Annotated in this window: 20 protein-coding genes and 2 tRNA genes; 21 read left to right on the top strand and 1 reads right to left on the bottom strand. The window is 51.1% G+C overall.

Features of this window, described 5'->3' with window-relative positions; translation table 11 throughout:
* Positions 1-10 precede the first annotated feature (10 nt).
* From ftsH to rpsO, 13 genes are all read left to right on the top strand, one after another.
* Positions 11-1,975, top strand: a complete 1,965-nt coding sequence (gene ftsH, locus RC73_RS05105; RefSeq protein WP_143078337.1) for an ATP-dependent zinc metalloprotease FtsH — start codon at positions 11-13, stop codon at positions 1,973-1,975.
* A 113-nt stretch (positions 1,976-2,088) separates the two neighbouring features.
* A complete protein-coding gene (gene folP / locus RC73_RS05110) occupies positions 2,089-2,925 on the top strand; it encodes a dihydropteroate synthase (RefSeq protein WP_039033633.1) in 837 nt (278 codons plus the stop codon).
* Positions 2,926-3,023: 98 nt separating this feature from the next.
* Positions 3,024-4,361: a phosphoglucosamine mutase gene (gene glmM / locus RC73_RS05115; RefSeq protein ID WP_039033634.1), complete on the top strand. Its 1,338-nt coding sequence runs from the start codon at positions 3,024-3,026 to the stop codon at positions 4,359-4,361.
* Between the two features lie 182 nt (positions 4,362-4,543).
* Positions 4,544-5,326, top strand: a complete 783-nt coding sequence (gene tpiA, locus RC73_RS05120) for a triose-phosphate isomerase (protein ID WP_039033635.1) — start codon at positions 4,544-4,546, stop codon at positions 5,324-5,326.
* A 1-nt stretch (position 5,327) separates the two neighbouring features.
* Positions 5,328-5,633 carry a preprotein translocase subunit SecG gene (gene secG / locus RC73_RS05125; protein ID WP_039033636.1) on the top strand — a complete coding sequence of 102 codons (306 nt, stop codon included), beginning with the start codon at positions 5,328-5,330 and terminating at the stop codon, positions 5,631-5,633.
* A gap of 10 nt (positions 5,634-5,643) precedes the next feature.
* A tRNA-Leu gene (locus RC73_RS05130) sits at positions 5,644-5,730 on the top strand.
* Between the two features lie 82 nt (positions 5,731-5,812).
* Positions 5,813-5,889, top strand: a tRNA-Met gene (locus RC73_RS05135).
* A gap of 174 nt (positions 5,890-6,063) precedes the next feature.
* Positions 6,064-6,519, top strand: a complete 456-nt coding sequence (gene rimP / locus RC73_RS05140) for a ribosome maturation factor RimP (protein ID WP_039033637.1) — start codon at positions 6,064-6,066, stop codon at positions 6,517-6,519.
* Between the two features lie 27 nt (positions 6,520-6,546).
* On the top strand, positions 6,547-8,046 hold the full coding sequence (nusA, locus tag RC73_RS05145) for a transcription termination factor NusA (protein ID WP_039033638.1): 1,500 nt from the start codon (positions 6,547-6,549) through the stop codon (positions 8,044-8,046).
* 24 nt (positions 8,047-8,070) lie between these two features.
* Entirely contained in the window at positions 8,071-10,728 is a 2,658-nt protein-coding gene (gene infB, locus RC73_RS05150) for a translation initiation factor IF-2 (protein ID WP_039033639.1), read from the top strand.
* A gap of 57 nt (positions 10,729-10,785) precedes the next feature.
* Complete coding sequence (gene rbfA / locus RC73_RS05155; RefSeq protein ID WP_039033640.1) at positions 10,786-11,199, top strand: 30S ribosome-binding factor RbfA; 414 nt, start codon at positions 10,786-10,788, stop codon at positions 11,197-11,199.
* Positions 11,199-12,146, top strand: coding sequence for a tRNA pseudouridine(55) synthase TruB (gene truB, locus RC73_RS05160; RefSeq protein WP_039033641.1), 948 nt, complete (start codon positions 11,199-11,201; stop codon positions 12,144-12,146). Before rbfA ends, truB begins: the two co-directional genes overlap by 1 nt.
* A 100-nt stretch (positions 12,147-12,246) precedes the next feature.
* Positions 12,247-12,516, top strand: coding sequence for a 30S ribosomal protein S15 (rpsO, locus tag RC73_RS05165; RefSeq protein ID WP_039033642.1), 270 nt, complete (start codon positions 12,247-12,249; stop codon positions 12,514-12,516).
* A 127-nt stretch (positions 12,517-12,643) separates the two neighbouring features.
* Here rpsO and RC73_RS05170 read toward each other — a convergent pair whose 3' ends face one another.
* Positions 12,644-14,698 carry a putative bifunctional diguanylate cyclase/phosphodiesterase gene (locus RC73_RS05170; RefSeq protein ID WP_039033643.1) on the bottom strand — a complete coding sequence of 685 codons (2,055 nt, stop codon included), beginning with the start codon at positions 14,696-14,698 and terminating at the stop codon, positions 12,644-12,646.
* Positions 14,699-14,901: 203 nt separating this feature from the next.
* On the opposite strand from RC73_RS05170, the gene pnp reads away from it, so the two are divergent.
* From pnp to deoA, 8 genes are all read left to right on the top strand, one after another.
* Positions 14,902-17,004: a polyribonucleotide nucleotidyltransferase gene (gene pnp, locus RC73_RS05175; RefSeq protein ID WP_039033644.1), complete on the top strand. Its 2,103-nt coding sequence runs from the start codon at positions 14,902-14,904 to the stop codon at positions 17,002-17,004.
* 153 nt (positions 17,005-17,157) lie between these two features.
* Positions 17,158-18,057 carry a lipoprotein NlpI gene (nlpI, locus tag RC73_RS05180; RefSeq protein WP_039033645.1) on the top strand — a complete coding sequence of 300 codons (900 nt, stop codon included), beginning with the start codon at positions 17,158-17,160 and terminating at the stop codon, positions 18,055-18,057.
* 99 nt (positions 18,058-18,156) lie between these two features.
* Entirely contained in the window at positions 18,157-19,740 is a 1,584-nt protein-coding gene (gene prfC, locus RC73_RS05185) for a peptide chain release factor 3 (RefSeq protein ID WP_039033646.1), read from the top strand.
* A gap of 228 nt (positions 19,741-19,968) precedes the next feature.
* Positions 19,969-20,766, top strand: a complete 798-nt coding sequence (locus RC73_RS05190) for a TatD family hydrolase (RefSeq protein ID WP_039033696.1) — start codon at positions 19,969-19,971, stop codon at positions 20,764-20,766.
* Positions 20,767-20,942: 176 nt separating this feature from the next.
* Positions 20,943-22,238 carry a NupC/NupG family nucleoside CNT transporter gene (locus RC73_RS05195; RefSeq protein ID WP_039033647.1) on the top strand — a complete coding sequence of 432 codons (1,296 nt, stop codon included), beginning with the start codon at positions 20,943-20,945 and terminating at the stop codon, positions 22,236-22,238.
* Positions 22,239-22,533: 295 nt separating this feature from the next.
* Positions 22,534-23,448, top strand: coding sequence for a nucleoside-specific channel-forming Tsx family protein (locus RC73_RS05200; protein WP_039033697.1), 915 nt, complete (start codon positions 22,534-22,536; stop codon positions 23,446-23,448).
* A gap of 390 nt (positions 23,449-23,838) precedes the next feature.
* Entirely contained in the window at positions 23,839-24,612 is a 774-nt protein-coding gene (deoC, locus tag RC73_RS05205) for a deoxyribose-phosphate aldolase (protein ID WP_039033648.1), read from the top strand.
* 143 nt (positions 24,613-24,755) lie between these two features.
* Positions 24,756-26,096, top strand: coding sequence for a thymidine phosphorylase (gene deoA, locus RC73_RS05210; protein ID WP_039033649.1), 1,341 nt, complete (start codon positions 24,756-24,758; stop codon positions 26,094-26,096).
* Position 26,097 lies beyond the last annotated feature (1 nt).

The raw sequence follows: 26,097 nt of genomic DNA on the forward strand, positions 1-26,097 counted from the left end.
GGTTCAGTAATTGAGTGACATGGCAAAAAATTTGATTCTCTGGGTGGTCATCGCCGTGGTGCTGATGTCCGTGTTCCAGGGTTACTCCCCCTCTTCTTCGTCAGCGCAGAAGATGGATTATTCGACTTTCCTGGACGATGTTCGTAGCGGCCAAGTCAGTAACGTGGAAGTGAAAAGCGACCAACGTACGATAGAAGGCGTTAAAAAGTCCGGTGAAAAGTTCACCACCATTATGCCCTTGTATGACCAGGATCTGATCAATGACCTGGATCGTAAAGGCATCCGTATGAAAGGGCAGGAAGCCGAAGAGTCAGGATTCCTGACACAGATCTTTATCTCCTGGTTCCCCATGCTGCTGCTTATCGGGGTGTGGATCTTCTTTATGCGACAGATGCAGGGCGGTGGCGGTAAAGGCGCCATGTCCTTTGGCAAGAGTAAAGCCAAGCTGATGAGCGAAGATCAGATTAAGACCACCTTTGCCGATGTGGCCGGTTGTGATGAGGCCAAGGAAGAAGTGAAGGAGATGGTGGATTATCTGCGTGATCCCAGCAAATTCCAGAAACTCGGTGGCCGTATTCCTACCGGTGTCTTGATGGTAGGCCCTCCAGGTACAGGTAAAACCTTGCTCGCCAAGGCGATTGCCGGTGAAGCCAAGGTGCCTTTCTTTACCATCTCAGGTTCTGACTTTGTGGAAATGTTTGTCGGTGTCGGTGCCTCTCGGGTACGTGACATGTTCGAGCAGGCCAAAAAGTCGGCGCCATGTATCATCTTTATCGATGAAATCGACGCCGTTGGCCGTCAGCGTGGTGCGGGACTCGGTGGTGGTCACGATGAGCGTGAGCAAACATTGAACCAGATGCTGGTGGAAATGGACGGCTTTGAAGGTAATGAAGGTATTATCGTTATCGCCGCAACCAACCGTCCAGACGTATTGGATGCCGCGTTGCTGCGTCCCGGCCGTTTCGACCGCCAGGTTGTAGTAGGGCTGCCGGATGTTCGCGGCCGTGAGCAAATTCTTAAAGTGCACATGCGTAAAGTGCCTTTGGGTGACGATGTTAAAGCCAGTGTAATTGCCCGCGGTACGCCTGGGTTCTCTGGTGCGGATCTTGCCAACCTGGTTAACGAGGCGGCACTGTTTGCTGCTCGCGGTAATCGCCGTGTAGTGACCATGGAAGAGTTTGAGAGTGCCAAAGACAAGATCATGATGGGCGCCGAGCGCCGCTCTATGGTGATGTCTGAGTCCGAGAAAGAGATGACGGCTTACCACGAAGCCGGTCACGCGATTGTGGGCTATCTTGTACCTGAGCACGACCCTGTGCATAAGGTAACCATTATCCCTCGAGGCCGCGCCTTGGGTGTGACCTTCTTCCTGCCGGAAGCCGATGCCATCAGTGAGAGCCGCCAGAAGCTGGAGAGTAAGATCTCCGTGGCCTACGGTGGTCGACTGGCCGAAGAGATTATCTTTGGCACTGAAAAAGTCTCTACCGGTGCATCTCAGGACATTAAATATGCCACGGCCATTGCCCGTAACATGGTGACCCAATGGGGCTTCTCCGAGCGACTCGGTCCACTGCTGTATGCAGAGGAAGAGGGTGAGGTATTCCTGGGCCGCTCCATGGCCAAGTCCAAGCATATGTCTGATGAGACAGCGGCCATCATAGACTCTGAAATCAAGGCCATCATTGACCGCAACTACCAGCGTGCCAAACAACTGCTGGATGAGAATATGGACGTACTGCACGCGATGAAAGATGCGCTGATGAAGTATGAGACCATAGACTCGCGCCAGATAGAGGACCTGATGGAGCGCCGCGAAGTGCGTCCTCCGGTCGATTGGCATATGGATGACAACGGTTCTTCCAACGGTAATAACGGCAATAAAGCTGCTAAGCCTGAAGAGACTGAAGTTGAAGAGCATGAGCCGAGTGATACTGCTGCAGATTTGGGCAAACCCGGCGAGAGCCCGCTGAAATAGGCCCATTCTGAGGTTAAAGAAAACCCCGCAAGGGGTTTTCTTGTTTCTGCCGCAAGGCACAATACTAAATCCAAGAAAGATGTTCTCGCGCTTGACGCGTAAGGGAGTAATGAGTGTTTGAATTGAAGTCCGGTGCTCAGCAACTACTACTCGATGAGCCCAAGGTGATGGGGATCCTCAACGTAACCCCGGATTCGTTTTCCGATGGCGGGCGTTTTTCTTCCTTTGAACTGGCCTGCCAGCACGCCGACCAGATGGTGGCCGATGGCGCCGTGTTTATCGATATCGGCGGTGAGTCCACCCGGCCCGGTGCTGCCGATGTCAGTGTCGATGAGGAGCTTGCCCGGGTTGTCCCCCTGGTGGAGTATATTGCTGCCAAGCATCCCCAAATTTGGATCTCTTTGGATACCAGTAAAGCCGAAGTGATGAGTGCCGGTATCAATGCCGGCGCTCACCTTATCAATGATGTACGGGCCTTGCAGGAGCCGGGAGCCCTGCAAGCCGCTGCTGAGCTGCAGGTGCCTGTGTGCCTGATGCATATGCAAGGGCAGCCCAGAACCATGCAGAATGAGCCTCACTATGAGGATCTGCTCGCCGAGGTGAATGACTTCTTTGCCAAGCGTATCGAGGCCTGTATTGAAGCGGGGATCGCCAGAGAGGCAATATTGCTGGATCCGGGTTTTGGATTTGGCAAGACGCTGGAACACAATTATCATCTGCTGGCTCATTTACAAGAGCTGGCAAAATTTGATCTGCCTTTACTTATCGGACTGTCGCGAAAGAGTATGATAGGAAATCTGCTTGAGCGCAGCGTAGATAATAGATTGGCAGGCAGCCTGGCTGGCGCCATGCTGGCTGCTCAGCGGGGCGCACATATTATTCGGGTACATGATGTCGCAGAGACTTGCGATGTACTCAAGGTTATGGCTGCCAGCAAACGCTTTGGATAGGAAATGTATTTGGGATAAAAGCATTTCAAGCCAATAGGTCAGCCAACATTAGGTTTACAGTATATAGAATAGCCATTTGAAGATGGTTCTCAGTAGGAGTGAACGTGAGAAAGTTTTTTGGTACGGATGGGATCCGCGGCAAAGTCGGAGCGGGCAAGATGACCCCGGAGTTGGCTCTTAAGCTTGGCTGGGCTGCCGGTAGAGTCTTGTCCCGCAGTGGCACTCGTAAAGTGATCATAGGCAAGGATACCCGGATCTCTGGTTATCTGTTTGAGTCGGCGTTGGAAGCCGGCCTGTCTGCCGCCGGACTCAATGTGATGTTGATGGGCCCTATGCCTACGCCTGCAGTCGCCTACCTGACCCGAACTTTCCGCGCCGAGGCCGGAGTGGTTATCAGTGCATCTCACAATCCTTACTATGATAACGGTATCAAGTTTTTTTCCACAGATGGCAGCAAGCTGGATGACGAGTTGGAACTTGAGATTGAAGCCGAGCTGGAAAAGCCTCTGGTTTGTGTCGAGTCGCATCTACTGGGGAAGGTCTCCCGTATCGATGATGCCGCCGGTCGTTATATCGAATATTGCAAAGGTAACTTCCCGGCGGATCAAACCCTTGCCGGACTCAAGATAGTGGTGGACTGTGCTCACGGCGCAACCTATCACATTGCCCCCAATGTGTTCCGTGAACTGGGCGCCGAGGTAGTGACCATAGGGGATAAGCCCAATGGCATCAATATCAATGATCAAGTAGGTGCGACCTCCATGACCAAGATTTGTGAAACCGTGGTCAGCGAAGGCGCCGATCTGGGTATCGCCCTCGACGGTGATGGCGACCGTATCATGATGGTCAATCGACAAGGTGACATTATAGACGGCGACCAGATCCTCTATATTCTTGCCTGCGACGCGCAAAAGCGCGGCATCCTCAAAGGCGGGGTTGTCGGTACTCTGATGTCCAATCTCGGGCTCGAATTGGCGCTCAAACAGCTCAATATCCCTTTTGCCCGTTCCAAGGTCGGTGACCGCTATGTAATGGAACTGCTGAAAGAGAAAGATTGGCGCATAGGGGGGGAAAACTCAGGTCATATCCTCAATCTGGACCATGGCACGACTGGAGATGGTATAGTTGCAGGTATTCTTGTGCTGGCGGCCATGCGTCGTCACAACGCCTCACTGGAAGAATTGACCGAGTCGATGCAGATGTTGCCCCAGGTCCTTATTAATGTTCGCTTTGAAGGCAACTCAGATCCGCTGGCGTCGCAACTGGTACAAGATGCCCAGACTCAGGTTGAGTCGCAACTTGGCGAGCGTGGCCGGGTACTGCTGCGTAAATCCGGAACCGAACCTTTGATTCGGGTAATGGTGGAAGGGGATGATGAAGCCTTGGTGCGCGCCCATGCCGAAACCATAGCCGCTGCAGTCAAACAAGCGGTTTAAACTGGCATTCTTTAGCTTAATTAAAGTAAAATTAATAACTTAAGCTGGAATTGTGAGCGATTTACTGAGTGTGAGCATAAAAAGTAGCCGAACACACAGTAAATCGCAAAAATTCCGTAATCAGGTATTGTAAGTTAATAAGTGGTTCGCTATTATTCACGCCGCTTTCAGAGGAGATGGTGATGGCACTCAGACGTCCAATGGTAGCAGGTAACTGGAAAATGAATGGCAGTGCGCAGTTAGCACAAGAGCTGTTCAAGAAGTTTGCCAGCAAGCTACATAATGATTCTGTTGAAGTGGTTTTATGCCCACCAGCGATTTACCTGGAAAGCGTAAGGCAACTGCTCGAAGCTAACAAAGAAACCCTGAATGGTTCTCTGGTTAGAATGGGGGCTCAAAACCTGAGTCAGCACGATTTTGGTGCTTACACTGGTGAAACCTCAGGGCGGATGCTGAAAGATGCCGGTTGTCGTTATGTGATAATTGGTCACTCGGAACGCCGCCGTATGTACGGTGAGACGAGTAACATAGTGGCAGAGAAATTTGCTGCTGCTCAAAAGCACGGTCTGACTCCGATACTTTGTGTTGGTGAATCTGGCCCGGCTCGTGAGGCAAGACGTACCTTCGAGGTGCTTGCCGAGGAGCTTGATGTGGTGATCGAAAAGAACGGTACCATGGCTTTTGATAATGCGATCATCGCCTATGAGCCCCTTTGGGCTGTAGGGACAGGTAAGAGCGCAACACCGGAGCAGGCACAAGAAGTTCACGCGTTTATACGCAATCGCCTCTCTGAAGTGTCCCCTTATATTGGGGAAAATATCAGGATCTTGTACGGCGGCAGCGTCACACCGAGTAATGCTGCAGATTTATTCGCCCAACCTGATGTGGATGGTGGACTGATAGGCGGTGCTAGCTTAAACTCTACCGAATTCTTGAGTTTATGTTCAATAGCAATGAGCGCTTAATATGAAAGAAGTACTGATGGTTATTTACTTGTTGGTAGCTTTGGGTCTGGTTGGACTCATTCTTATCCAGCAAGGGAAAGGGGCTGACATGGGCGCATCTTTTGGTGCCGGTGCTTCAGGAACCCTGTTCGGTTCAGCAGGTTCAGGTAACTTTCTGACTCGGACAACGGCGATTCTCGCTATCGCGTTTTTCACTCTAAGCCTGGTTATTGGCAATATGAGTGCACACCACGTGAAGCAGGATACCAACATATTGGGGCCTGAAGTAGAACAGACCCAACAGTCTGAGACTAAAATTCCAGACTAATACCGAATATGCCGAGGTGGTGAAATTGGTAGACGCGCAGCCTTGAGGTGGCTGTGACCTAACGGTCGTGCGGGTTCAAGTCCCGCTCTCGGCACCAATCTTTAACTGAGTTAATCGATATGAAATTTTTCTCAGTTATTGCAAGTAAAAGCTGAAATCAGTAAACTTGCAGCAGTTGACGCGGGGTGGAGCAGCTTGGTAGCTCGTCGGGCTCATAACCCGAAGGTCGTCGGTTCAAATCCGGCCCCCGCAACCAGCTCCCAGTGATGAATTAAGCTGATAGATAATTCATCCTGTTTACAGGTTCTTGAACATAATGACCTCGTGATTACGGGGTTTTTTGTTATCTGGGACTTTTAAATTTGCTGCCTTTTACGGCAGCTCAATACTGGGGCTATTAATAGCCCTTTTTTGTTTTTCGGGGGTTACCTTGGCAACATTAGAATCCAGACTCACAGAAATGCTTACTCCGGCAGTGGAAGGCCTCGGCTACCAGCTCTGGGGTATTGAATTTGTTAAGGCCGGCAAGCATTCAATCTTGCGGCTCTTTATTGACGGTGAGAACGGCATTAATATTGAAGATTGTGCCAATGCCAGTCGTCAGGCGAGCGCCATTCTGGATGTCGAGGACCCAATCACTTCCGAATACACACTGGAAGTCTCCTCTCCCGGTCTCGATAGGCCGCTGTTCACCTCTGAGCAATATGGTATGTACCTTGGAGAGGAAGCAAAGATTCAACTGACTATGCCGGTGGCGGGTAGTCGTAACTTAAAAGGTACCATCACTAAGGTGGAAGGGCAGATGCTCACCCTGACAGTGGATGGAAAAGACTTGATTATTGCCTTGGATAACATCCGTAAAGGCAACCTGATCGCTAAGTTTTGATGGTTTCAAGGTGAACGAGGCAAGACGATGAATAAAGATATTTTGCTGGTCGCTGAAGCGGTTTCCAACGAAAAGGCTGTACCGCGCGAAAAGATTTTCGAGGCGCTCGAAATTGCGCTGGCTACCGCAACCAAGAAAAAGTATGAAGGCGATATCGATGTTCGTGTTGCCATAGATCGCAAAACCGGCGATTACGAGACTTTCCGTCGCTGGTTGGTGGTTGATGATAACGGTGAAGCGTTGGAAAACCCTTACCGTGAAATCACTCTGGAAGCGGCTCGTTATGAGAACCCTGAGATCCAGCCTGGTGAGTTCATTGAAGATGAAATCGATTCGGTACAATTTGACCGTATTACTACTCAAACCGCCAAGCAGGTAATAGTACAGAAAGTTCGTGAGGCCGAGCGCGCCCAAATCGTCGAGCAGTTTATCGACAAAGAAGGTGAGTTGGTTACCGGTGTGGTCAAAAAGAGCAACCGCGACAGCGTAGTAGTTGATCTCGGCAATAACGCCGATGGCGTGCTGTTCAAAGAAGACCTGATCTCCCGTGAGACTTTCCGTCCTGGTGACCGGGTACGCTCCCTGCTGTATGCTGTGCGTCCTGAGGCACGTGGTGCTCAGTTGTTTCTGACCCGCACCAAGCCAGAGATGTTGATCGAACTGTTCCGTGTTGAAGTACCGGAAATTGCCGATGAGATGATCGAAGTGATGGGCGCCGCCCGTGACCCAGGTTCACGGGCCAAGATCGCCGTGAAATCAAACGATCGTCGTATCGACCCTATCGGGGCTTGCGTCGGTATGCGCGGTGCCCGGGTGCAGGCTGTATCCAATGAACTCGGTGGCGAGCGTGTTGATATAGTGCTGTGGGACGATAACCCGGCACAATTTGTTATCAACGCCATGGCACCGGCCGATGTGGCCTCAATTATTGTTGACGAAGATAACCACTCAATGGATATCGCCGTCGAAGCTGATAGTCTGGCACAAGCTATCGGCCGCAATGGTCAAAACGTTCGTTTGGCGACACAGCTGACAGGCTGGGTACTGAACGTGATGACAGTGGAAGACATGAACAAGAAACATCAGGCCGAAAGCGCCAAAGTGATGGAGCTGTTCGTGGGTGCGTTGGATGTGGACGAAGATTTCGCCCAGGTGCTGGCCGACGAAGGATTCACCTCTCTGGAAGAGGTGGCTTATGTTCCTGTTTCCGAGCTGTTGGCCATCGAAGGATTTGATGAGGACATAGTTGCTGCATTGCGTGAGCGCGCCAAGGCTGCCTTGTCTACCCGTGCACTGGCATCCGAAGAAGCACTGGATGGTGCCGAACCTAGCGAAGAGTTGTTGTCCATGCCTGGAATGGAGCGCCACCTGGCGTACGTTCTGGCAAGTATGGGTGTGATAACTCTGGAAGATTTAGCCGAGCAAGGCATTGACGATTTGATCGAAATTGAAGAATTGACAGAAGAAAAAGCAGGTGAGCTCATCATGGCAGCCCGCAACATCTGTTGGTTTGGCGAAGAAGCATAGTCGATCAACAGGGGGATTTAACTGATGGCAGAGACAACAGTAGAGAAACTGTCCACTGAAGTGGGAAAAAGCGTAGACCGATTGATCGAGCAGTTTTCCAAGGCCGGTATCAAGAAAGGCAAGGATGACAGTGTCACTGAGGCCGAGAAACAGCAACTGCTGGACTACCTGAAAAAACAACATGGTGCGGACAGTGCGCCCACCAAGATGACATTACAGCGTAAAACCGTATCGACTCTGAGTGTTGCCGGCAGCGGCGGCCAGTCCAAAGACGTCAAAGTCGAAGTACGCAAGAAACGCACCTTTGTGAAGCGTGACCCGGCCGAATTGGCCCGTCAGGCGGAAGAACAGGCTCGCGCCGAAGCCGAAGCCAAAGCTCAGGCAGAAGCCGAAGCGAAAGCCAAGGCAGAAGCTGAAGCCAAGGCTAAGGCAGAAGCCGAAGCGAAAGCCAAGGCGGAAGCTGAAGCCAAGGCCAAGGCTAAAGTGGCTCAGGATGCCGGTAAAGCCAAAGAAGAGGTTAAGGCCGATCCCAAGACCAGCGCTGAGCAGGAAGCTGCCCGTGTTGAGGCCGAGCGTCTGAAAGCGGCTCAGGCTGAAGCAGTTAAGCGCAAGGCCGATGAAGAAGCCGCCCGTGCGGCAGCCGAAGCCCGTCGCCTGGCTGAAGAGAATGAAAAACGCTGGGCCGAAGAAGAGCGCCAGCGTCTTGAAGCCGAGAAGCGCAGCGATCACCATATCACCACCTCCAAAGTGGCCCGCGCCGCCGAAGATACCAGTGATATGGATGAAGAGAAGCGTGGTCGTCGTTCACGTCACAAGAGTGCCGGTAAGAAACGTACCAAGGACTCCCGTGACGGTCGTGAGCGCAACATCCGCAATCGTGCGCCTCAAGCCATGAGCCATGGCTTCAATAAGCCGGTTGCTGCGGTAAACCGCGATGTACGCATAGGTGAAACCATTACTGTGGCCGAACTGGCGCAGAAGATGGCCATCAAAGCCACTGAAATCATCAAGACCATGATGAAGATGGGCTCTATGGTGACCATTAACCAGGTACTGGATCAGGAAACTGCCCAACTGGTTGCCGAGGAGATGGGTCACAAGGTTGTGCTTATCCGTGAAAACGAGCTGGAACATCAGGTTCTGGCTGACCGTGACGGTGAAGATGTCAAACTGGAGCCTCGTGCGCCGGTTGTGACCATCATGGGTCACGTTGACCACGGTAAGACTTCGCTGCTTGACTATATCCGTCGCACTAAAGTCGCGGCCGGTGAGGCCGGTGGTATTACCCAGCATATCGGTGCCTACCATGTAGAAACTGATAACGGCATGATCACCTTCCTGGATACTCCTGGCCACGCCGCGTTTACCGCTATGCGTGCCCGTGGTGCCAAGGCCACAGATATCGTGATTCTGGTGGTGGCTGCCGATGATGGCGTAATGCCTCAGACTATTGAAGCTATCCAGCATGCCAAGGCCGGCGGTGTACCGCTGATCGTGGCAGTGAACAAGATGGATAAGCCTGAAGCCGATGTCGATCGCGTCAAGAGTGAACTGTCCCAGCACGGCGTGATGTCGGAAGATTGGGGCGGCGACAACATGTTCGTGTTTGTCTCTGCCAAGACAGGTATGGGCGTGGACGAGCTGCTGGAAGGTATCTTGCTGCAAGCTGAAATCCTCGAACTCAAGGCTGTACGTGACGGCATGGCCGCCGGTGTGGTTGTTGAGTCTCAGCTGGACAAGGGCCGCGGTCCTGTTGCTACCATCCTGGTTCAGGAAGGTACTCTGCGTCAGGGCGATATCGTTCTGTGTGGTCTGGAGTACGGTAAGATCCGTGCCATGAAAGATGAAAACGGCAAGAACATCACTGAAGCCGGTCCGTCGATTCCGGTTGAAATCCTGGGTCTGTCCGGGGTGCCTTCTGCCGGTGACGAAGCGACAGTTGTTCGCGACGAACGTAAGGCCCGTGAAGTTGCCCTGTATCGTCAGGGTAAGTTCCGCGACATCAAGCTGGCGCGTCAGCAGAAGTCCAAGCTGGAAAACATGTTTGCCAACATGACCGAAGGCGAAGTGAAAGAGCTGAATATCGTGCTCAAGTCTGACGTACAGGGTTCTTTGGAAGCCATCGTCGACTCGCTGACTCGTCTGTCTACCGAAGAAGTGAAAGTGAACATCATCGCCAGTGGCGTGGGTGCACTGACCGAGACAGATGCGACTCTGGCCGCAGCGTCCAACGCCATCATGGTGGGCTTCAACGTCCGTGCTGACGCTCAGGCTCGTAAGACCATCGAAAGTGAGAGTGTGGATCTGCGTTACTACAGCGTGATCTACGACCTCATCGACGAAGTCAAGTCGGCCATGAGCGGTATGCTTTCTCCTGAATTCAAGCAGGAGATCATTGGTCTGGCTGAAGTGCGAGATGTGTTCAAGTCGCCTAAACTGGGTGCAATCGCCGGCTGTATGGTGACCGAAGGTATCGTTAAGCGCAGCGCACCTATCCGGGTTCTGCGTGAGAACGTGGTTATCTATGAAGGTGAGCTTGAGTCTCTGCGTCGCTTTAAAGATGACGTTAGCGAAGTTCGCAATGGCATGGAATGTGGTATCGGCGTGAAGAACTACAATGATGTTCGCGTAGGCGACCAGATTGAGGTGTTCGAAACCGTCGAGGTTGCCCGTACCCTGTAACGACAACATCGAAAAGGGCGGCTGAGGCCGCCCTTGTTGATTTTGGGGAAGAATACTATGGCAAAAGAATTTAGTCGTACCCGGCGTATCGCCCAGCAACTGCAACAGGAACTGGCGCAGGTACTGCAGCGTGATATGAAAGATCCTCGTGTAGGCATGGTCACAGTCAACGACGTGGAAGTCTCACGGGATCTGAGTTATGCAAAAGTGTATGTCACCTTCTTTGAAGAAGACCCGGTTAAGGTTGATGAAAAGCTGGCTGCACTCAACAAGGCAGCACCTTATGCCCGCACCCTGGTTGCCGGCAGAATGAAGCTTAGGGTGATGCCTGAACTGAAATTTGTCTATGACAAGTCTCTGGTCGAGGGGATGAGAATGTCCAACCTGGTAACCGAGGTTATTAATAAGGACAAGGCCAAGCAGCAAACCTTTGGCACCGAATCTCAAGACAAGGATGAGGAAAACAACTGATGGCGCGTCGTCCCAAAGGCCGTTTGGTCGATGGTATCGTCCTGTTGGATAAAGACACAGGCATGAGCTCCAACTTTGCCCTGCAAAGGGTAAAGCGGATCTACAATGCCGCCAAGGCTGGCCATACCGGCGCGCTGGATCCACTGGCGACCGGGATGCTGCCCATCTGCCTTGGCGAAGCTACCAAGTTTTCCCAGCACCTGTTGGATGCCGATAAACGTTATCTGGTGACTGCCAAGCTTGGGCAGCGCACTGATACCAGCGATTCAGATGGTGAAGTAGTGCAAACCCGGCCGGTTGAGTTTTCCATGGCCCAACTGGAACAGGCGCTGGAGCATTTTCGTGGTGATAGCATGCAGGTGCCTTCCATGTACTCGGCGCTCAAGTATCAGGGTCAGCCCTTGTACAAGTACGCCCGGGAAGGTAAAGAGGTGCCTCGCGAAGCCAGGCCTATTCACGTCTATGAGCTCAAGTTCATCTCTTGGGAGAATGACGAGCTGACGCTGGATATTCACTGTTCCAAGGGCACTTACATTCGTACTATCGTAGATGACTTGGGTGAAATGCTTGGTTGTGGCGCCCATGTGATCATGTTGCGTCGTACTCAGGTGGCGGGTTATCCCTATGAACGCATGGTTAGTCTGGCACAGCTCGAAGCCTTGCTGGAACAGGCCATGACCGAAGAGCGGGTGCCTTCCGAGCTATTGGACCCTTTGCTGCTTCCCATGGATACGGCGGTTGCCGACCTTCCAGAGTGCAATGTCCCCGATGCCATGGCCGGATATCTGCTTAATGGTAACCCGGTGCGGGTTGCTAAGTTGGAAGCCGATACTCTGGTGCGGATCACCTTGGGTGACAGCAAACGCTTTATTGGTGTCGGCATGATGAATGACGATGGTTTGCTGGCTCCCAAGCGTTTGGTAGTGTTGCCTGAGGCAAAAAGCTGAGCTTGACTTGCGATCTACAGCCCTTGGGGTTATTATGTCGCGCCCTTGGCTGAGTTAGTGATCGGCTGGGGAAACTATCAAGACTATTTTGGAGAGACACATGTCACTAAGTACTGAAGCGAAAGCGAAAATCCTGGCTGAGTTCGGCCGTGGCGAAAACGATAGCGGTTCTACTGAAGTTCAGGTTGCGCTGTTGACTGCTCAGATCAACCACCTGCAAGGCCACTTTAAAGAACACACTCACGATCACCACTCACGTCGTGGTCTGCTGCGTATGGTTAGTTCTCGTCGTAAGCTGCTGGCTTACCTGAAGCGTACCGACGTTGCTCGTTATACCGCTCTGATCCAAAAGCTGGGTCTGCGTCGCTAATCGCGAACTGTACCAAAAGAAGAGGAGGCCCAGGCCTCCTTTTTTTGTGTCTGCAATTTTGGGGAAGCGTATTTTAGCTCGTCCCTTTTCACTTAATGTCAGTCCTCTAAAACCGATTGATTACAATTCAGCTCAGTTGGCCATCCAATTTGAGGATCCTGGCAGTATGGGGGGCTATGTATTTAGCTTCAAACTCCTCCAGTGACAGCGGCTGACTGAAATAAAAGCCTTGACCTATGGCGCAATGATTTTGCTTCAGCCATTCAAGTTGCTGCTCGTTCTCAATGCCTTCAGCGACAATTTTCAGATCCAATTGTCGCCCCAGCATCAGAATGGTGGAAGCTATTGCGCTCTCTTGCGGAAGATCGGTCACAAAACAACGGTCAATCTTCATGGTGGTGATTGGCAGGTGTCTTAGGTAAGAGAGGGATGAGTAACCCGTGCCGAAGTCGTCGACGGCAATACCAAAGCCTGCCGATTTAAGCTGTTCAAGCTTGCTGATCGCCAGCTCAATGTCATTCATCAATGAGGTCTCGGTGATCTCCACCTCCAACAGTTCGGGCCTTATTTGATAGCGCAGGGCCATCTGTTTGATATCCGGTACCAGGCTGGCGTCGGCAAACTGTTGTGAAGCGACATTGACAGCGATTGGAGGACTGAAGTTATAGCGTTTTTGCCAGCGCCGCAGTACCCGGCAGCTTTGCTCTATGACCCAGCGGCCAATAGGAATGATGATCCCGGTTTCTTCGGCAACCGGAATAAAGGACATGGGGCTTATCAAACGGCCGTCTTTTTGCCAGCGGATCAGTGCCTCACATCCCACCAGTTCACCGGTCTCGATATTAACTTTTGGTTGAAAGTGCAGCAGAAATTCGTTGTTGCGAATGGCATCGTGCAGCGAGGCTTCGGTGCGCAGTCTCACCGCCGCCCGCTCTGTCATCTGCTGCTTGAAGAAGGCCCATTGGTTAGAACCGGCTGCCTTGGCGCTGTACATGGCGATATCGGCGTGACGAATAAGATCTTCGGCACTCAGGCCATCTTCGGGATAGATGGAGATGCCTATGGATGCGGCCGGGTGAATGGTATGTTCATTGAGTTGCACCGGGGTGTTGAGCTGGATTAACAGCTTGTCTACAAAGTCGGCCGCCTGGGTTGGTGATTGAATCTCATCGGCCAGGATCACAAATTCATCCCCACCGAGACGGGCTACAGTTCCCTTGTCTCCGACCACCCGTTCCAGAATACGGGCAATTCTTGCCAGAAACTGGTCACCCACCGCATGCCCCAGTGAGTCGTTGACGTTTTTGAATCTATCGAGGTCGATAAACAGCAGGCTGAAGTTGCGTTTATGTACCCGGGCACGCTGAATGGCAACGGCTATAGTTTCCAATAACAAGGTACGGTTGGGCAGGCCGGTGAGAGGGTCCCGGGTCGCCATTTTGCGCAGCTTGCTTTGGGTCTGGCTGAATTGTTTAAGGATCTGATTGAATTTGGAGGTTACCAGTCCCAATTCGTCATCTTTGTGGTTGGCTGATACCGGCAGCATGTTTTCATCCGGTGACTCAGGGTCAATTTTGTCTATTGCTTCACTGATCCGGGCGATGGGTTGGGTCAGGAAACGGTGGAACACTATGGACAGCACCAGTGTCAGAAACAACGCCCTGGCCAGGGTGGCGGCAAAACTGAACTGCAGTTGGCTGATCAGGCTTTGGGTCAACTCTCGGGTATCATAATTGATGGTGAGCGTGCCTATCAGTTGCTCTTTTTCCGCGCCTTCAAAATAAAAAGGACGTTGCAGTGGCCTTGATATCTGCTTGAGATCGCCAAACAGTTTGAGACTCAAATGTCCAAAAGTATCAGAAGGCTCAGGACGGCTGCTGCCGAGATTGACGAATAGGGAGTTGTCATCCAGGGTGATCCTGGCTGAACCGACATGCTCCACTTTCATCACGCCTTCCATTGTCTGACGCGCCAAATTGTCATCCAATGCCCAGACCGCATTGGCGGCCGGTTGTTCAACTGAGTCGAGTAACTCTTGTTGACTACTGAGCAACGATTGCCTTTCTGTGGTCACTACAATCAAAATTTCAATGATAAAAATAGCAACGGCAAAGAAAAGAGCTGTGAAAACCACCAGATTGGTTTGCTTCCAGGTGAGCGACTTGAACCTGGCGGTATTCATCTGCCTTTTCCTGCTATTATGGGGGCGAATTCTATATTCAAGGCTAGTCCAATTCGGTAGCAATGCAGCAACATGTGATTGATATAGTCCACTTTAGAAAAAAGAAGCGTCTTTGTCATCATCTGGCACTCTTTATCTATTCTAGAGGTTTGCAGTATACTTACGCGCGAAATTCAAGGTTATTAAATTAAGGAATGGGTCAAGTGAATCCAATTGTAAAAAGTTTTGAGTATGGTCAACACACAGTCACTCTGGAAACAGGGGTTATTGCACGCCAAGCCGATGCAGCCGTTCTGGCCAGCATGGGCGATACTACAGTTCTGGTGACTGTGGTTGGCAAGAAAGAAGCAGACCCAAGCCGTGACTTCTTCCCGCTGACTGTTAACTATCAGGAAAAGACTTACGCAGCCGGTAAGATCCCTGGTGGTTTCTTCAAGCGTGAAGGTCGACCATCCGAAGATGAAACACTGATCGCCCGCCTGATTGACCGTCCTATCCGTCCACTGTTCCCTGATGGTTTTACCAACGAAGTTCAAGTGATCATCACTGTGGTTTCTGTTGATCCACAGATCGAGCCAGACATCGTGGCCATGATAGGTACTTCTGCTGCTTTGGCTATTTCCGGTATTCCATTCAATGGTCCTCTGGGTGCGGCACGTGTCGGTTACATCAATGGCGAATATGTGCTGAACCCTGGTGCAGAGCAGCGTGAAAACAGCCAGCTGGATCTGGTTGTTGCCGGTACCCAGAGCGCCGTGCTTATGGTGGAATCTGAAGCCAAGGCCCTGCCTGAAGAAGTGATGCTGGGCGCCGTGGTATACGGTCACGAGCAGCAGCAGGTAGTGGTTAATGCCATCAATGAACTCAAGGCCGAAGCCGGTAAGCCTGCTTGGGACTGGACTGCTCCTGTTGCCAATGAAGAGCTGGTTGCCAAGGTTAAGGCGCTGGCAGAGGAAGGTCTTACCGCCGCTTACCAGATCATCGCCAAGCATGAGCGCCGCGATGCGGTAGTTGAAGTCAAGAAAGCTGCTATTGAAAAGCTGCTCGAGGAAAACCCTGAACTGGATCAGCGTGAGCTGGACGGCCTGCTGGGTAGCCTGGAGAAGAAAGTGGTTCGTAGTCGTATCATCAAAGGTATGCCTCGTATCGACGGTCGTGAGCCTGATATGGTACGTGCCCTGTCTGTGATGGCCGGCGTGCTGCCACGTACTCACGGTAGCGCCCTGTTCACCCGTGGTGAAACTCAGGCTCTGGTGACCTGTACTCTGGGTACCGAGCGTGATGCACAGAAGATTGACTCCATCATGGGCGAGCGTACCAACCGCTTCATGTTGCACTATAATTTCCCTCCATACTCTGTTGGTGAAACCGGCATGGTGGGTTCACCCAAGCGTCGTGAAATCGGTCACGGTAAGCTGGCATGGCGTGGTATCAACGCCGTAATGCCTTCTGCTGAAGAATTCCCATACAGCGTGCGCGTAGTATCTGAAATCACTGAATCCAACGGCTCCAGCTCTATGGCGTCTGTGTGTGGTACTTCTCTGGCGCTGATGGATGCCGGTGTACCTATCAAGACTTCAGTTGCCGGTATCGCCATGGGTTTGGTGAAAGAAGGTGATGATTTCGTCGTATTGTCTGACATTCTGGGTGATGAAGATCATCTGGGTGATATGGACTTTAAAGTGGCTGGTACCCGTGATGGTGTAACCGCACTGCAGATGGATATCAAGATTGAAGGTATCACCAAAGAGATCATGGAAATTGCACTGCAGCAAGCCTATGGTGCTCGTGTGCATATCCTTAATGTGATGGACCAGGCCATTGGCTCTGCCCGTGACGATATCTCTGACCACGCTCCACGTATCACTACCATCAAGATCAACCCTGAGAAGATCCGTGAAGTGATAGGTAAGGGCGGTGCAACTATCCGCGCGCTGACCGAAGAGACTGGTACTACCATTGAGCTGGAAGACGATGGCACTGTAAAGATTGCTTCAAGCAATGCCGACGCCACCAAGGAAGCTATCCGCCGCATTGAAGAGATCACCTCTGAAGTGGAAGTGGGTCGCATCTACAAGGGTAAAGTTATCCGCATCGTTGACTTCGGTGCCTTCGTTAACATACTGCCCGGTAAAGATGGTCTGGTACACATCTCTCAAATCGCTGAAGAGCGTGTGGCCAACGTATCCGACTACCTGCAACTGAATCAGGAAGTTGCCGTTAAGGTAATGGAAGTGGATCGTCAGGGCCGTGTACGTCTGTCTATCAAGGAAGCACAACAAGCCGCTCCAGAAGCTGCCGAGTAAGCTTTCATTGCATGAGAAAAGGAGACCTTAGGGTCTCCTTTTTTATGGTTAAAACTTAAATTATCTTGGATTTGCCACCGCAGGCGGATAGCGTAGGTACGGCTGTATTGCTATGATTGAGCCTGCATTGGGATATGACAAAGGATGGATTGGATGAGTTTTAATCTGCGCGCCGCTGTGTTTTCTGTACTGGCCGGAGCCAGTTTGCTGACTTCGGGATGCGCTTCCCTGCCGGCGTCTGAAGCCAACAGTGAATTGTTGGTTGCCCCTGTTTTGCCGGACTATAAGTTGGAAGTCACTCTGGCAAAACTCAATGAAATCCTGGCCAGGGCTGAACTCACTACCGAGCAACGGGCTCGTTTTCATTATGACCGCGGCGTTATATACGACAGCGTGGGCTTGAGGATCTTGGCTCGCATCGATTTTCATCAGGCGTTGAAACTGCAACCCAACTTAGCTGATGCCTATAACTTCCTCGGTATTTATTACACTCAGGAGGGGGAGTTTGAGAGCGCTTATGAGGCCTTTGATGCGGTTCTTGAGTTGTCTCCTGAATATGATTATGCCTTCCTCAATCGTGGTATTGCACTTTACTATGGCGAGCGCAAACAGCTGGCTGCCAAAGACATGGAAAGCTTTTATCTCAAGGATGAAAGTGATGGTTACCGGGCGCTGTGGTTATATCTGATCGAATATGAGCTCTCCCCCCAGGAAGCGCTGGCAAGGTTGCAGTTTAATCGTACCCGTTTGGATGACAATGCCTGGGCGACAGTGTTGGTCGACTATTACCTGGGAGCGGTTGATGAATCTCGGGTGTTTGCCATGGCCAAGAGCGGCCTGACTCACCCCAAAGAGTATGCAGAGCGCTTGTGTGAAACCTACTTTTATCTGGCTAAGGTGGCGGCCGAACAAGGCGATAAAGAAAAGGCTGCTGATTATCTGCGCCTGGCATTGGCCACCAATATCTATGATTTTGTCGAGCACAGATATGCCCGAATGGAACTGGCATTGCTGGAGCAAACGCCGGAACCTGTGCAACAGACGGCTAACTGATCTACCTTTATCTGACAATCAAAGGCCTTGCCTAGCCAAGGCCTGAGTGAGGCGCTATAATTTGCGCCTTTTTCAAGCGTCATAAGTGTACGGAAGAACATGTCAGGTATTAAAGTCGAAGTGGACAAGCGCCGCACCTTCGCCATCATTTCTCACCCGGATGCGGGTAAAACCACCATCACAGAAAAAGTCTTGCTTCATGGCCGCGCCATTCAATCTGCCGGTACAGTAAAAGGCCGTGGCTCGTCTCAGCATGCGAAATCTGACTGGATGGAGATGGAAAAGGAGCGGGGGATCTCGGTCACGACTTCTGTAATGCAGTTTCCTTACAACGACTGCTTGGTTAACCTGCTGGATACCCCAGGTCACGAAGACTTCTCTGAGGATACCTACCGTACCCTGACAGCGGTGGACTCCTGCCTTATGGTTATCGATGCTGCCAAAGGGGTTGAGGACAGAACCCGTAAGTTGATGGAAGTGACTCGGCTGCGTGACACCCCGATCGTTACCTTCATGAACAAGCTTGACCGGGATATCCGCGATCCGATGGAATTGCTCGATGAAGTGGAAAACGAGCTCGATATTCTCTGTGCTCCGGTCAGTTGGCCCATAGGTTGTGGTAAGTCTTTCAAAGGCGTTTACCATATTCACCGCGATGAAACCATTCTGTATCAGACAGGTCACGGTCACACCATTCAGGAAGTGCGGATAGTTAAAGGGTTGGATAACCCTGAGCTGGATGAAGCCGTTGGCAGCGACCTTGCAACACAGCTACGTGACGAGATGGAGTTGGTAACCGGCGCCTCCAATGAATTCGATCTTGAACTATTCTTGAGTGGTGAGCTGACACCTGTGTTCTTCGGTACCGCCTTGGGTAACTTTGGGGTCGACCATATGCTGGATGGCTTGACCGCTTGGGCTCCCAAACCTATGCCTAGGCAGACCACCGAGCGTCTGGTCGAAGCCGGGGAAGAGAAGTTTTCCGGTTTTGTATTCAAGATCCAGGCAAACATGGATCCGAAACACAGAGACCGTATCGCCTTTATGCGTATCGTTTCCGGTAAATATACCCAGGGCATGAAGATGAAGCATGTCCGCTTAGGGAAAACTATCAGTATCTCAGATGCGGTTACTTTTATGGCCGGTGACCGTGAGCGCGCCGCCGAAGCTTACGCCGGCGATATTATAGGTTTGCACAATCATGGCACCATTCAGATTGGCGATACCTTTACCCAAGGTGAAGAGTTGAAGTTTTCCGGGATCCCCAACTTTGCACCGGAAATGTTCCGTCGTATTCGTCTTAAAGATCCGCTGAAGCAGAAACAGCTGCTCAAAGGCCTGGTGCAACTCTCGGAAGAAGGGGCTGTACAGGTTTTTCGTCCTCTGGATACCAATGATTTGATCGTAGGGGCTGTTGGGGTACTGCAGTTTGAAGTGGTGGTCGCCAGACTCAAATCGGAATACAACGTGGAGGCCATCTATGAGGCTATAAACGTGGCAACCGCGCGTTGGGTCTACTGTGATGATGCCCGTAAGCTGGAAGAGTTCCAACGTAAGTGCTCCACCAATCTGGCATTGGATGGCGGTGATAACCTGACTTATATCGCTCCGACCATGGTTAATCTTAATTTATCCATGGAGCGCTATCCGGATATTGAGTTTGCCAAGACCCGGGAACACTAAATCATAAAGGTGGAGCTTGCTCCACCTTTTTTATTGGGATGTTGTTGAGAGATCTTCTGATGTTTTTTATTCAAAAATGCTGGAAAAGTTACATCCGTTTTTGCGACAGCTTGGGGTTAACCGAAGATAGTCGCCGTTGTTGTATGCCAAGGCTCAGCGATCCGCCATTAAAGAAACGTGAGCAGGAAGAACCTCTGGCAGACGGACAAAAAGAAGGAAAACAACATGATCTTTGACTCCCATGCTCATCTGGATTTCAGTGAGTTTGATCATGACAGGCAAGCCCTCATAGCCGCGATGAAGGCTGCCGGTATTGGTGGGGCCATAATTCCCGGTGTTAGCCGTGAACATTGGTCAAAACAGAAAGCGATTGCTCACCAACTGCAACTGCCTTATACCTTGGGGATCCATCCCTGGTATTGCCCGAAAACCCTCATTGAATGTGATCAATCCCTTGCCGCACTGAGAACCGAGCTCATAACGGCGAATGACTCTTTGATGGTGGGAATTGGCGAGTGTGGTTTGGATAAACCCAAGGCAGAGCTCGCACCAGATAACCCGGCGCATGCCCCTTGGAATTTACAATACCGAGTGCTTGATGGGCAGTTGGCCTTGGCGTCGGAGTTGAAGCTGCCACTGATATTGCATTCGGTGAAGACCCATAATGAACTCTTGGGAATGCTGAAACAGTATTCACTGCCGCGGGGCGGAGTAGTTCATGCATTCAACGGCTCCTACGAAACAGCAATCGCTTATCTGGAACTGGGTTTCAAATTGGGGATTGGTGGCTTATTGCTGAATAAAAACGCAAAAAAGTTACGTGACACAGTTAGCAAATTACCTCTGGATGCGCTCTTGATCGAGACGGATTCACCCTCAATGGCACCTCATTTCTTGCCGGAAAAGCGCAATACCCCTCTGACGCTGGTACAAATAATAGCCGAAATGGCGAATTTGCAGAAAAACAGCAATGTTCTAATATCAGAACACCTCCAACAGAATCTAATGCAACTATTTGAGCTTTAGTTTTTTTTAATGGAACAGGTGTAACTCGCATTACATGCGGTGACTAAACTTTTGAAAATTAACTTCAAAAACTTGATCAAAACGACGATTTTGCCCCGGAGGTCGGGTATAATCTTGCTCGGAAAAAGGTTGGTTAACAACATAATTAAAAAGCGTTAACAATAGGGTGATGGTTAATGAATATACTTATGAGCTTGGTAGGGGTGGTCACCCTACTCGCGATTGGTTTCTTGTTGTCCAACAACAAGAAAGCAATCAATCTTAGAACAGTCGGTGGTGCACTGGCGATTCAGGCCGCTTTCGGTGGCTTTGTGCTGTATGTGCCGGTCGGTAAAGATATCCTGAAAAGTATCTCCGACGCTGTTTCCAGTGTTATCGGTTATGCACAAAATGGTATCGGTTTCCTGTTTGGTGATTTGGCTAACTTTAAGGTCGGCTTTATCTTCGCAGTAAACGTGCTGCCAATCATAGTGTTCTTCTCTTCTCTGATCGCTGTGCTCTATTATCTGGGCATCATGCAGTGGATTATCCGCATCATAGGCGGCGCCTTGCAGAAGGCCCTGGGTACCAGCCGTACCGAGTCTATGTCTGCCACTGCCAATATCTTCGTGGGTCAGACCGAAGCACCTCTGGTGGTTCGTCCCTTCATTCCTACCATGACTCAATCTGAGCTGTTTGCCATTATGGTCGGTGGTCTGGCATCTATCGCGGGTTCTGTTCTGGCAGGTTACGCGCAGATGGGTGTACCGATCCAGTATCTGGTTGCGGCATCTTTCATGGCCGCTCCAGGTGGCTTGTTGATGGCCAAATTGATGCACCCAGAGACAGAAACTGCCAAGAACGACATGGATGAGCTGCCGGACGATCCTGACAAGCCAGCCAACGTGCTTGACGCTGCTGCAGCCGGTGCTTCTTCCGGTATGCACCTGGCGCTGAACGTTGGTGCTATGCTGCTGGCCTTCATCGGTTTGATTGCCATGATCAACGGTATCATTGGTGGTATCGGCGGTTGGTTCGGCATGGAAAACCTGACCTTGGAACTGATCCTGGGTTATATCTTCATGCCGCTGGCTTACCTCATTGGTGTGCCTTGGAATGAAGCCATGATTGCAGGTTCTTTCATCGGTCAGAAGATAGTGGTCAACGAGTTTGTGGCTTACATGAACTTCGCTCCTTTCATCCATGATGCTGCTATGGCTTGTACTACAGTTGCCGCTGACGTCACTAAAGAGTTGCCTATGTGTGTGGCTGAAACTCAGGCGCCAATGACAGCCCGTACAATGGCGATTGTCTCTTTCGCTCTGTGTGGCTTTGCTAACCTGTCTTCCATCGCAATTCTGCTGGGCGGTTTGGGTGCCATGGCACCAAATCGTCGTCACGATCTGGCTAAACTGGGTCTGCGCGCTGTGGTTGCCGGTTCTCTGGCTAACTTGATGAGTGCGACTCTGGCCGGTTTGTTCCTGGCACTGTAAGACGGTAGTGAACAGAGGCCTGAATTCGCAGGCCTCTTGTTAACCCAATCGATTTCCAAATTAGCTTTGCTTGGCTCATATGCCTATCTATGGTTGGCAAGATGAGCAGAACAAGAGTGCAGATATTTCTGGCAAGTGAGTGAAATGGGTACTTTTGTTCAAATATAAAATTAAGTGTTCGCATTTTATTTTTGTCTTTCTTGTAGTTTTGGACGGAGAAGGTAGAATGCGGGCGCCAATTAAAAGAATGCCGCTCCAAGAGGGTGGCGAGAACCAAAGATGAATGGGGTTGATGATGAAAAACGTTAAAACTTTAGCTTTAGCCGCTACCGCGGTCGCCGCCATGTCTGGCAACGCCTATGCTGCCGATCGTTCTGATCTGCACGGTAGTGACTACAAGTGGATGCAGTTTAATGCGATGTACTCTATTGATGAGCATCCAATTGCTGCCGGTTCCGATGCCGAACATAACTACCTGGAAATGGAGTTCGGTGGTCGCTCTGGTGTTGTTGATCTGTATGGTTATGTCGATGTATTTAACCTGGCAAACAGCAAGTCTGGTGACAAGGTTGATGGCGCGAGCAAGATGTTCATGAAGTTCGCTCCTCGCTTCTCAATCGACGCCATGACTGGTTGGGATCTGTCAGCCGGTCCTATCCAAGAAGTTTACTTCTCTACTCTGTTTAACTGGGGCGGTGGCGCTATCACAGGCGTTTACGATGCCAAAGACCCAGATGGTAAAGACGTTAAAGTAGAGACTGAAGGTGATACCAACGTATCATTCTGGGGTATCGGTGCAGACGTTATGGTGCCTTGGCTGGGTAAAACCGGCATGAACCTGTACGCTACTTATGACTTCAATAAGAAGGATTGGAACGGTTATCAGTTCTCTATGAACTGGTTCAAGCCTTTCTACTTCTTCGACAACAAGAGCTTCCTGTCTTTCCAAGGTTATATCGATTGGCAGTTCGATATGGACGTTGATCCAAACAACTTCAACGCCTTTACTGGTAAGAACAATAACTCTTCTCATGGTGGTAACGTGTTCCTGGGGCTGTACTGGCATTCAGATCGTTACGCGGTTGGTTACGGTGCCAAGTACTACAACAGAGTATATGGCCTGAATAACCAAGCGTTTGCCAACGAGTTCTGGGGTGGTTTGGATACAACGGGTTGGGGCCACTATTTCAGTGTGACCTACAAGTTCTAAGTTCTGATGGGGTGACCCAAAATTGGGTCACCCCCGTTTTTATTTTGCTCTGACTTAATCTTTACCTAAGCCTGAGCTATAGTGAATTGGGTTCAATGAACCCGGATTAATAGCCGGAAGCTGGTTCAGCTTGTTTATGTAAAGGTTGACAGATTTCTCGCGTTAAAAGGGATTTTTCGCGGCAAGGCAAGGAACTCGAGTTCCCCCTTCCCGGTCTTCAAGGATTCAAGTCGTGATACTCGTTATCAAGGTTGAATACCCTACAAAGATGATTTGCAGTCAAATGCAGGCGTCGCCCGAAGGCCCGGCCATAACAATAACCACAAAAGCCCCTCTGGCGCTGCCAAGACAGATTTTTAATCCTTTGATTTTATGTCTCGGAGAGCAATTATGAGCGATTTAAAACAAGCAGCACAGCGCGCCATCCAACTGATGGACCTGACCACCTTGAATGATGATGATACTGATCAGAAGGTGATTGATCTGTGTCATAAGGCCAATACCCCGGCCGGTCATACCGCTGCTATCTGCATTTATCCACGTTTTATTCCTATCGCGCGCAAGACTCTGGATGCCATGGGTGCCGATGATATCCGTATTGCCACAGTCACCAACTTCCCTCACGGTAATGATGACATCGCTATCGCGGTGCTGGAAACTCGCGCAGCAGTCGCTTACGGTGCTGATGAAGTGGATGTGGTATTCCCTTATCGTGCGCTGATGGAAGGCAACGAAACTGTTGGTTTTGAGCTGGTGAAGGCTTGCAAAGAAGCCTGTGGTGAAGATGTGCTGTTGAAGGTGATCATCGAATCCGGCGAGCTGAAAGACCCGGCGCTTATTCGCAAGGCTTCTGAGCTGTCTATCGATGCCGGCGCTGACTTTATCAAAACCTCTACCGGTAAGGTGCCGGTCAATGCCACTCTTGAAGCAGCTGAAATCATGCTGACTGTTATCAGTGAGAAGAATCCTGCTGTAGGCTTCAAGCCCGCCGGTGGTGTGCGTGATGCCGCCCAAGCTGCTGAATTTCTTGGCGTAGCCGAGCGTATTCTGGGCAGTGACTGGGTGTCTCCCCGGACTTTCCGTTTCGGTGCATCCAGCCTGCTGTCCAGTCTGCTGCACACGCTGGAACTGGCTGACGCACCAGCACCGACTCAAGGTTACTAATCCCCGCTGATTGTGATCCAAGTCTATTTGGGGACGTCAAAACTTGGTTAGTATCTGTAATAAAATTACTACACATTTGACGTCCAACCCCAATGCTGTAACAGCTTTTATAGACAAGGTTGCAGCAGAAAGGAGGCAGTATTATGTTTCTGGCACAAGAGATAATCCGTAAAAAACGTGAAAAAATGGCGCTTTCCAAGGAGGAGATCCAGTTCTTTGTCAAAGGCATTACCGATAACAGTGTGTCTGAAGGTCAGATAGCTGCATTCGGGATGGCGGTGTATTTTAACGACATGGCCATGGATGAGCGCATCGCACTGACTACGGCTATGCGTGATTCCGGCACTGTGCTCAATTGGGATAGCCTGCAGCTCGACGGCCCTGTCATAGACAAACACAGCACAGGCGGCGTGGGTGATGTTATCAGCCTGATGCTTGGCCCTATGGCGGCAGCCTGCGGCGGTTATGTTCCCATGATTTCCGGTCGTGGTCTGGGCCACACAGGTGGTACTCTGGATAAGTTTGACGCCATTCCCGGCTATCAGACTGAGCCCGACAGCGAACTATTCCGTAAGGTAGTTAAAGAGGTCGGTGTGGCCATTATCGGTCAAACCGGCGATCTGGTCCCTGCCGACAAGCGTTTCTATTCCATTCGTGACAACACGGCCACCGTCGAATCGATCCCGCTTATCACCGCCTCTATTCTGTCGAAGAAGCTGGCTTGTAGCCTGGATGCGCTGGCGATGGACGTCAAAGTGGGCAGCGGTGCCTTTATGCCTACTTATCAGGCATCCGAGGAGCTGGCTCGCTCTATTGTTGCGGTTGCCAATGGTGCAGGTACCAAGACCACGGCGCTGCTGACAGATATGAACCAGGTGTTGGCCTCCTGCGCCGGGAACGCGGTCGAAGTGCTTGAGGCGGTGAATTTCCTTACCGGCAAATATCGTAATCCGCGCCTTTACGAAGTCACCATGGGACTTTGCAGTGAGATGTTGCTGCTCGGTGGCCTTGCCGCCAATGAGGCCGAGGCCCGCAGTAAGCTCAACGCCGTGCTGGATAATGGCAAGGCCGCCGAGATCTTCGCCCGTATGGTTTCCGGACTGGGTGGCCCGGCCGATTTTGTCGAACATCCTGAAAAATATTTGCCCCAAGCCAAGATTATTCGTCCTGTATATGCCGAGCGTTCAGGCTTTGCTTACAGTATGGATACCCGTGAACTCGGCTTGGCTGTGGTCACTTTGGGTGGTGGTCGTCGTAAGCCTGGTGATGCCCTGGATTACAGCGTCGGCCTGACACAGGTTTGTGCCCTGGGACATGAAATCAATGCCGACAAGCCGCTGGCAATGGTGCATGCCCAGTCAGAAAGCGCCTTCGAAGAAGCCGCTGCCGCTGTGCGCCGAGCCATAGTCATTGGCGACAGCGCCCCTGAGAAAACACCGGAGATTTATCGCGCCATCCGCGCCGCCGATCTCCAGGAGAAGTAGT

Source organism: Shewanella sp. ECSMB14102, assembly GCF_000813075.1.
In the GTDB taxonomy this organism is placed as follows: Bacteria; Pseudomonadota; Gammaproteobacteria; order Enterobacterales; family Shewanellaceae; genus Shewanella; species Shewanella indica.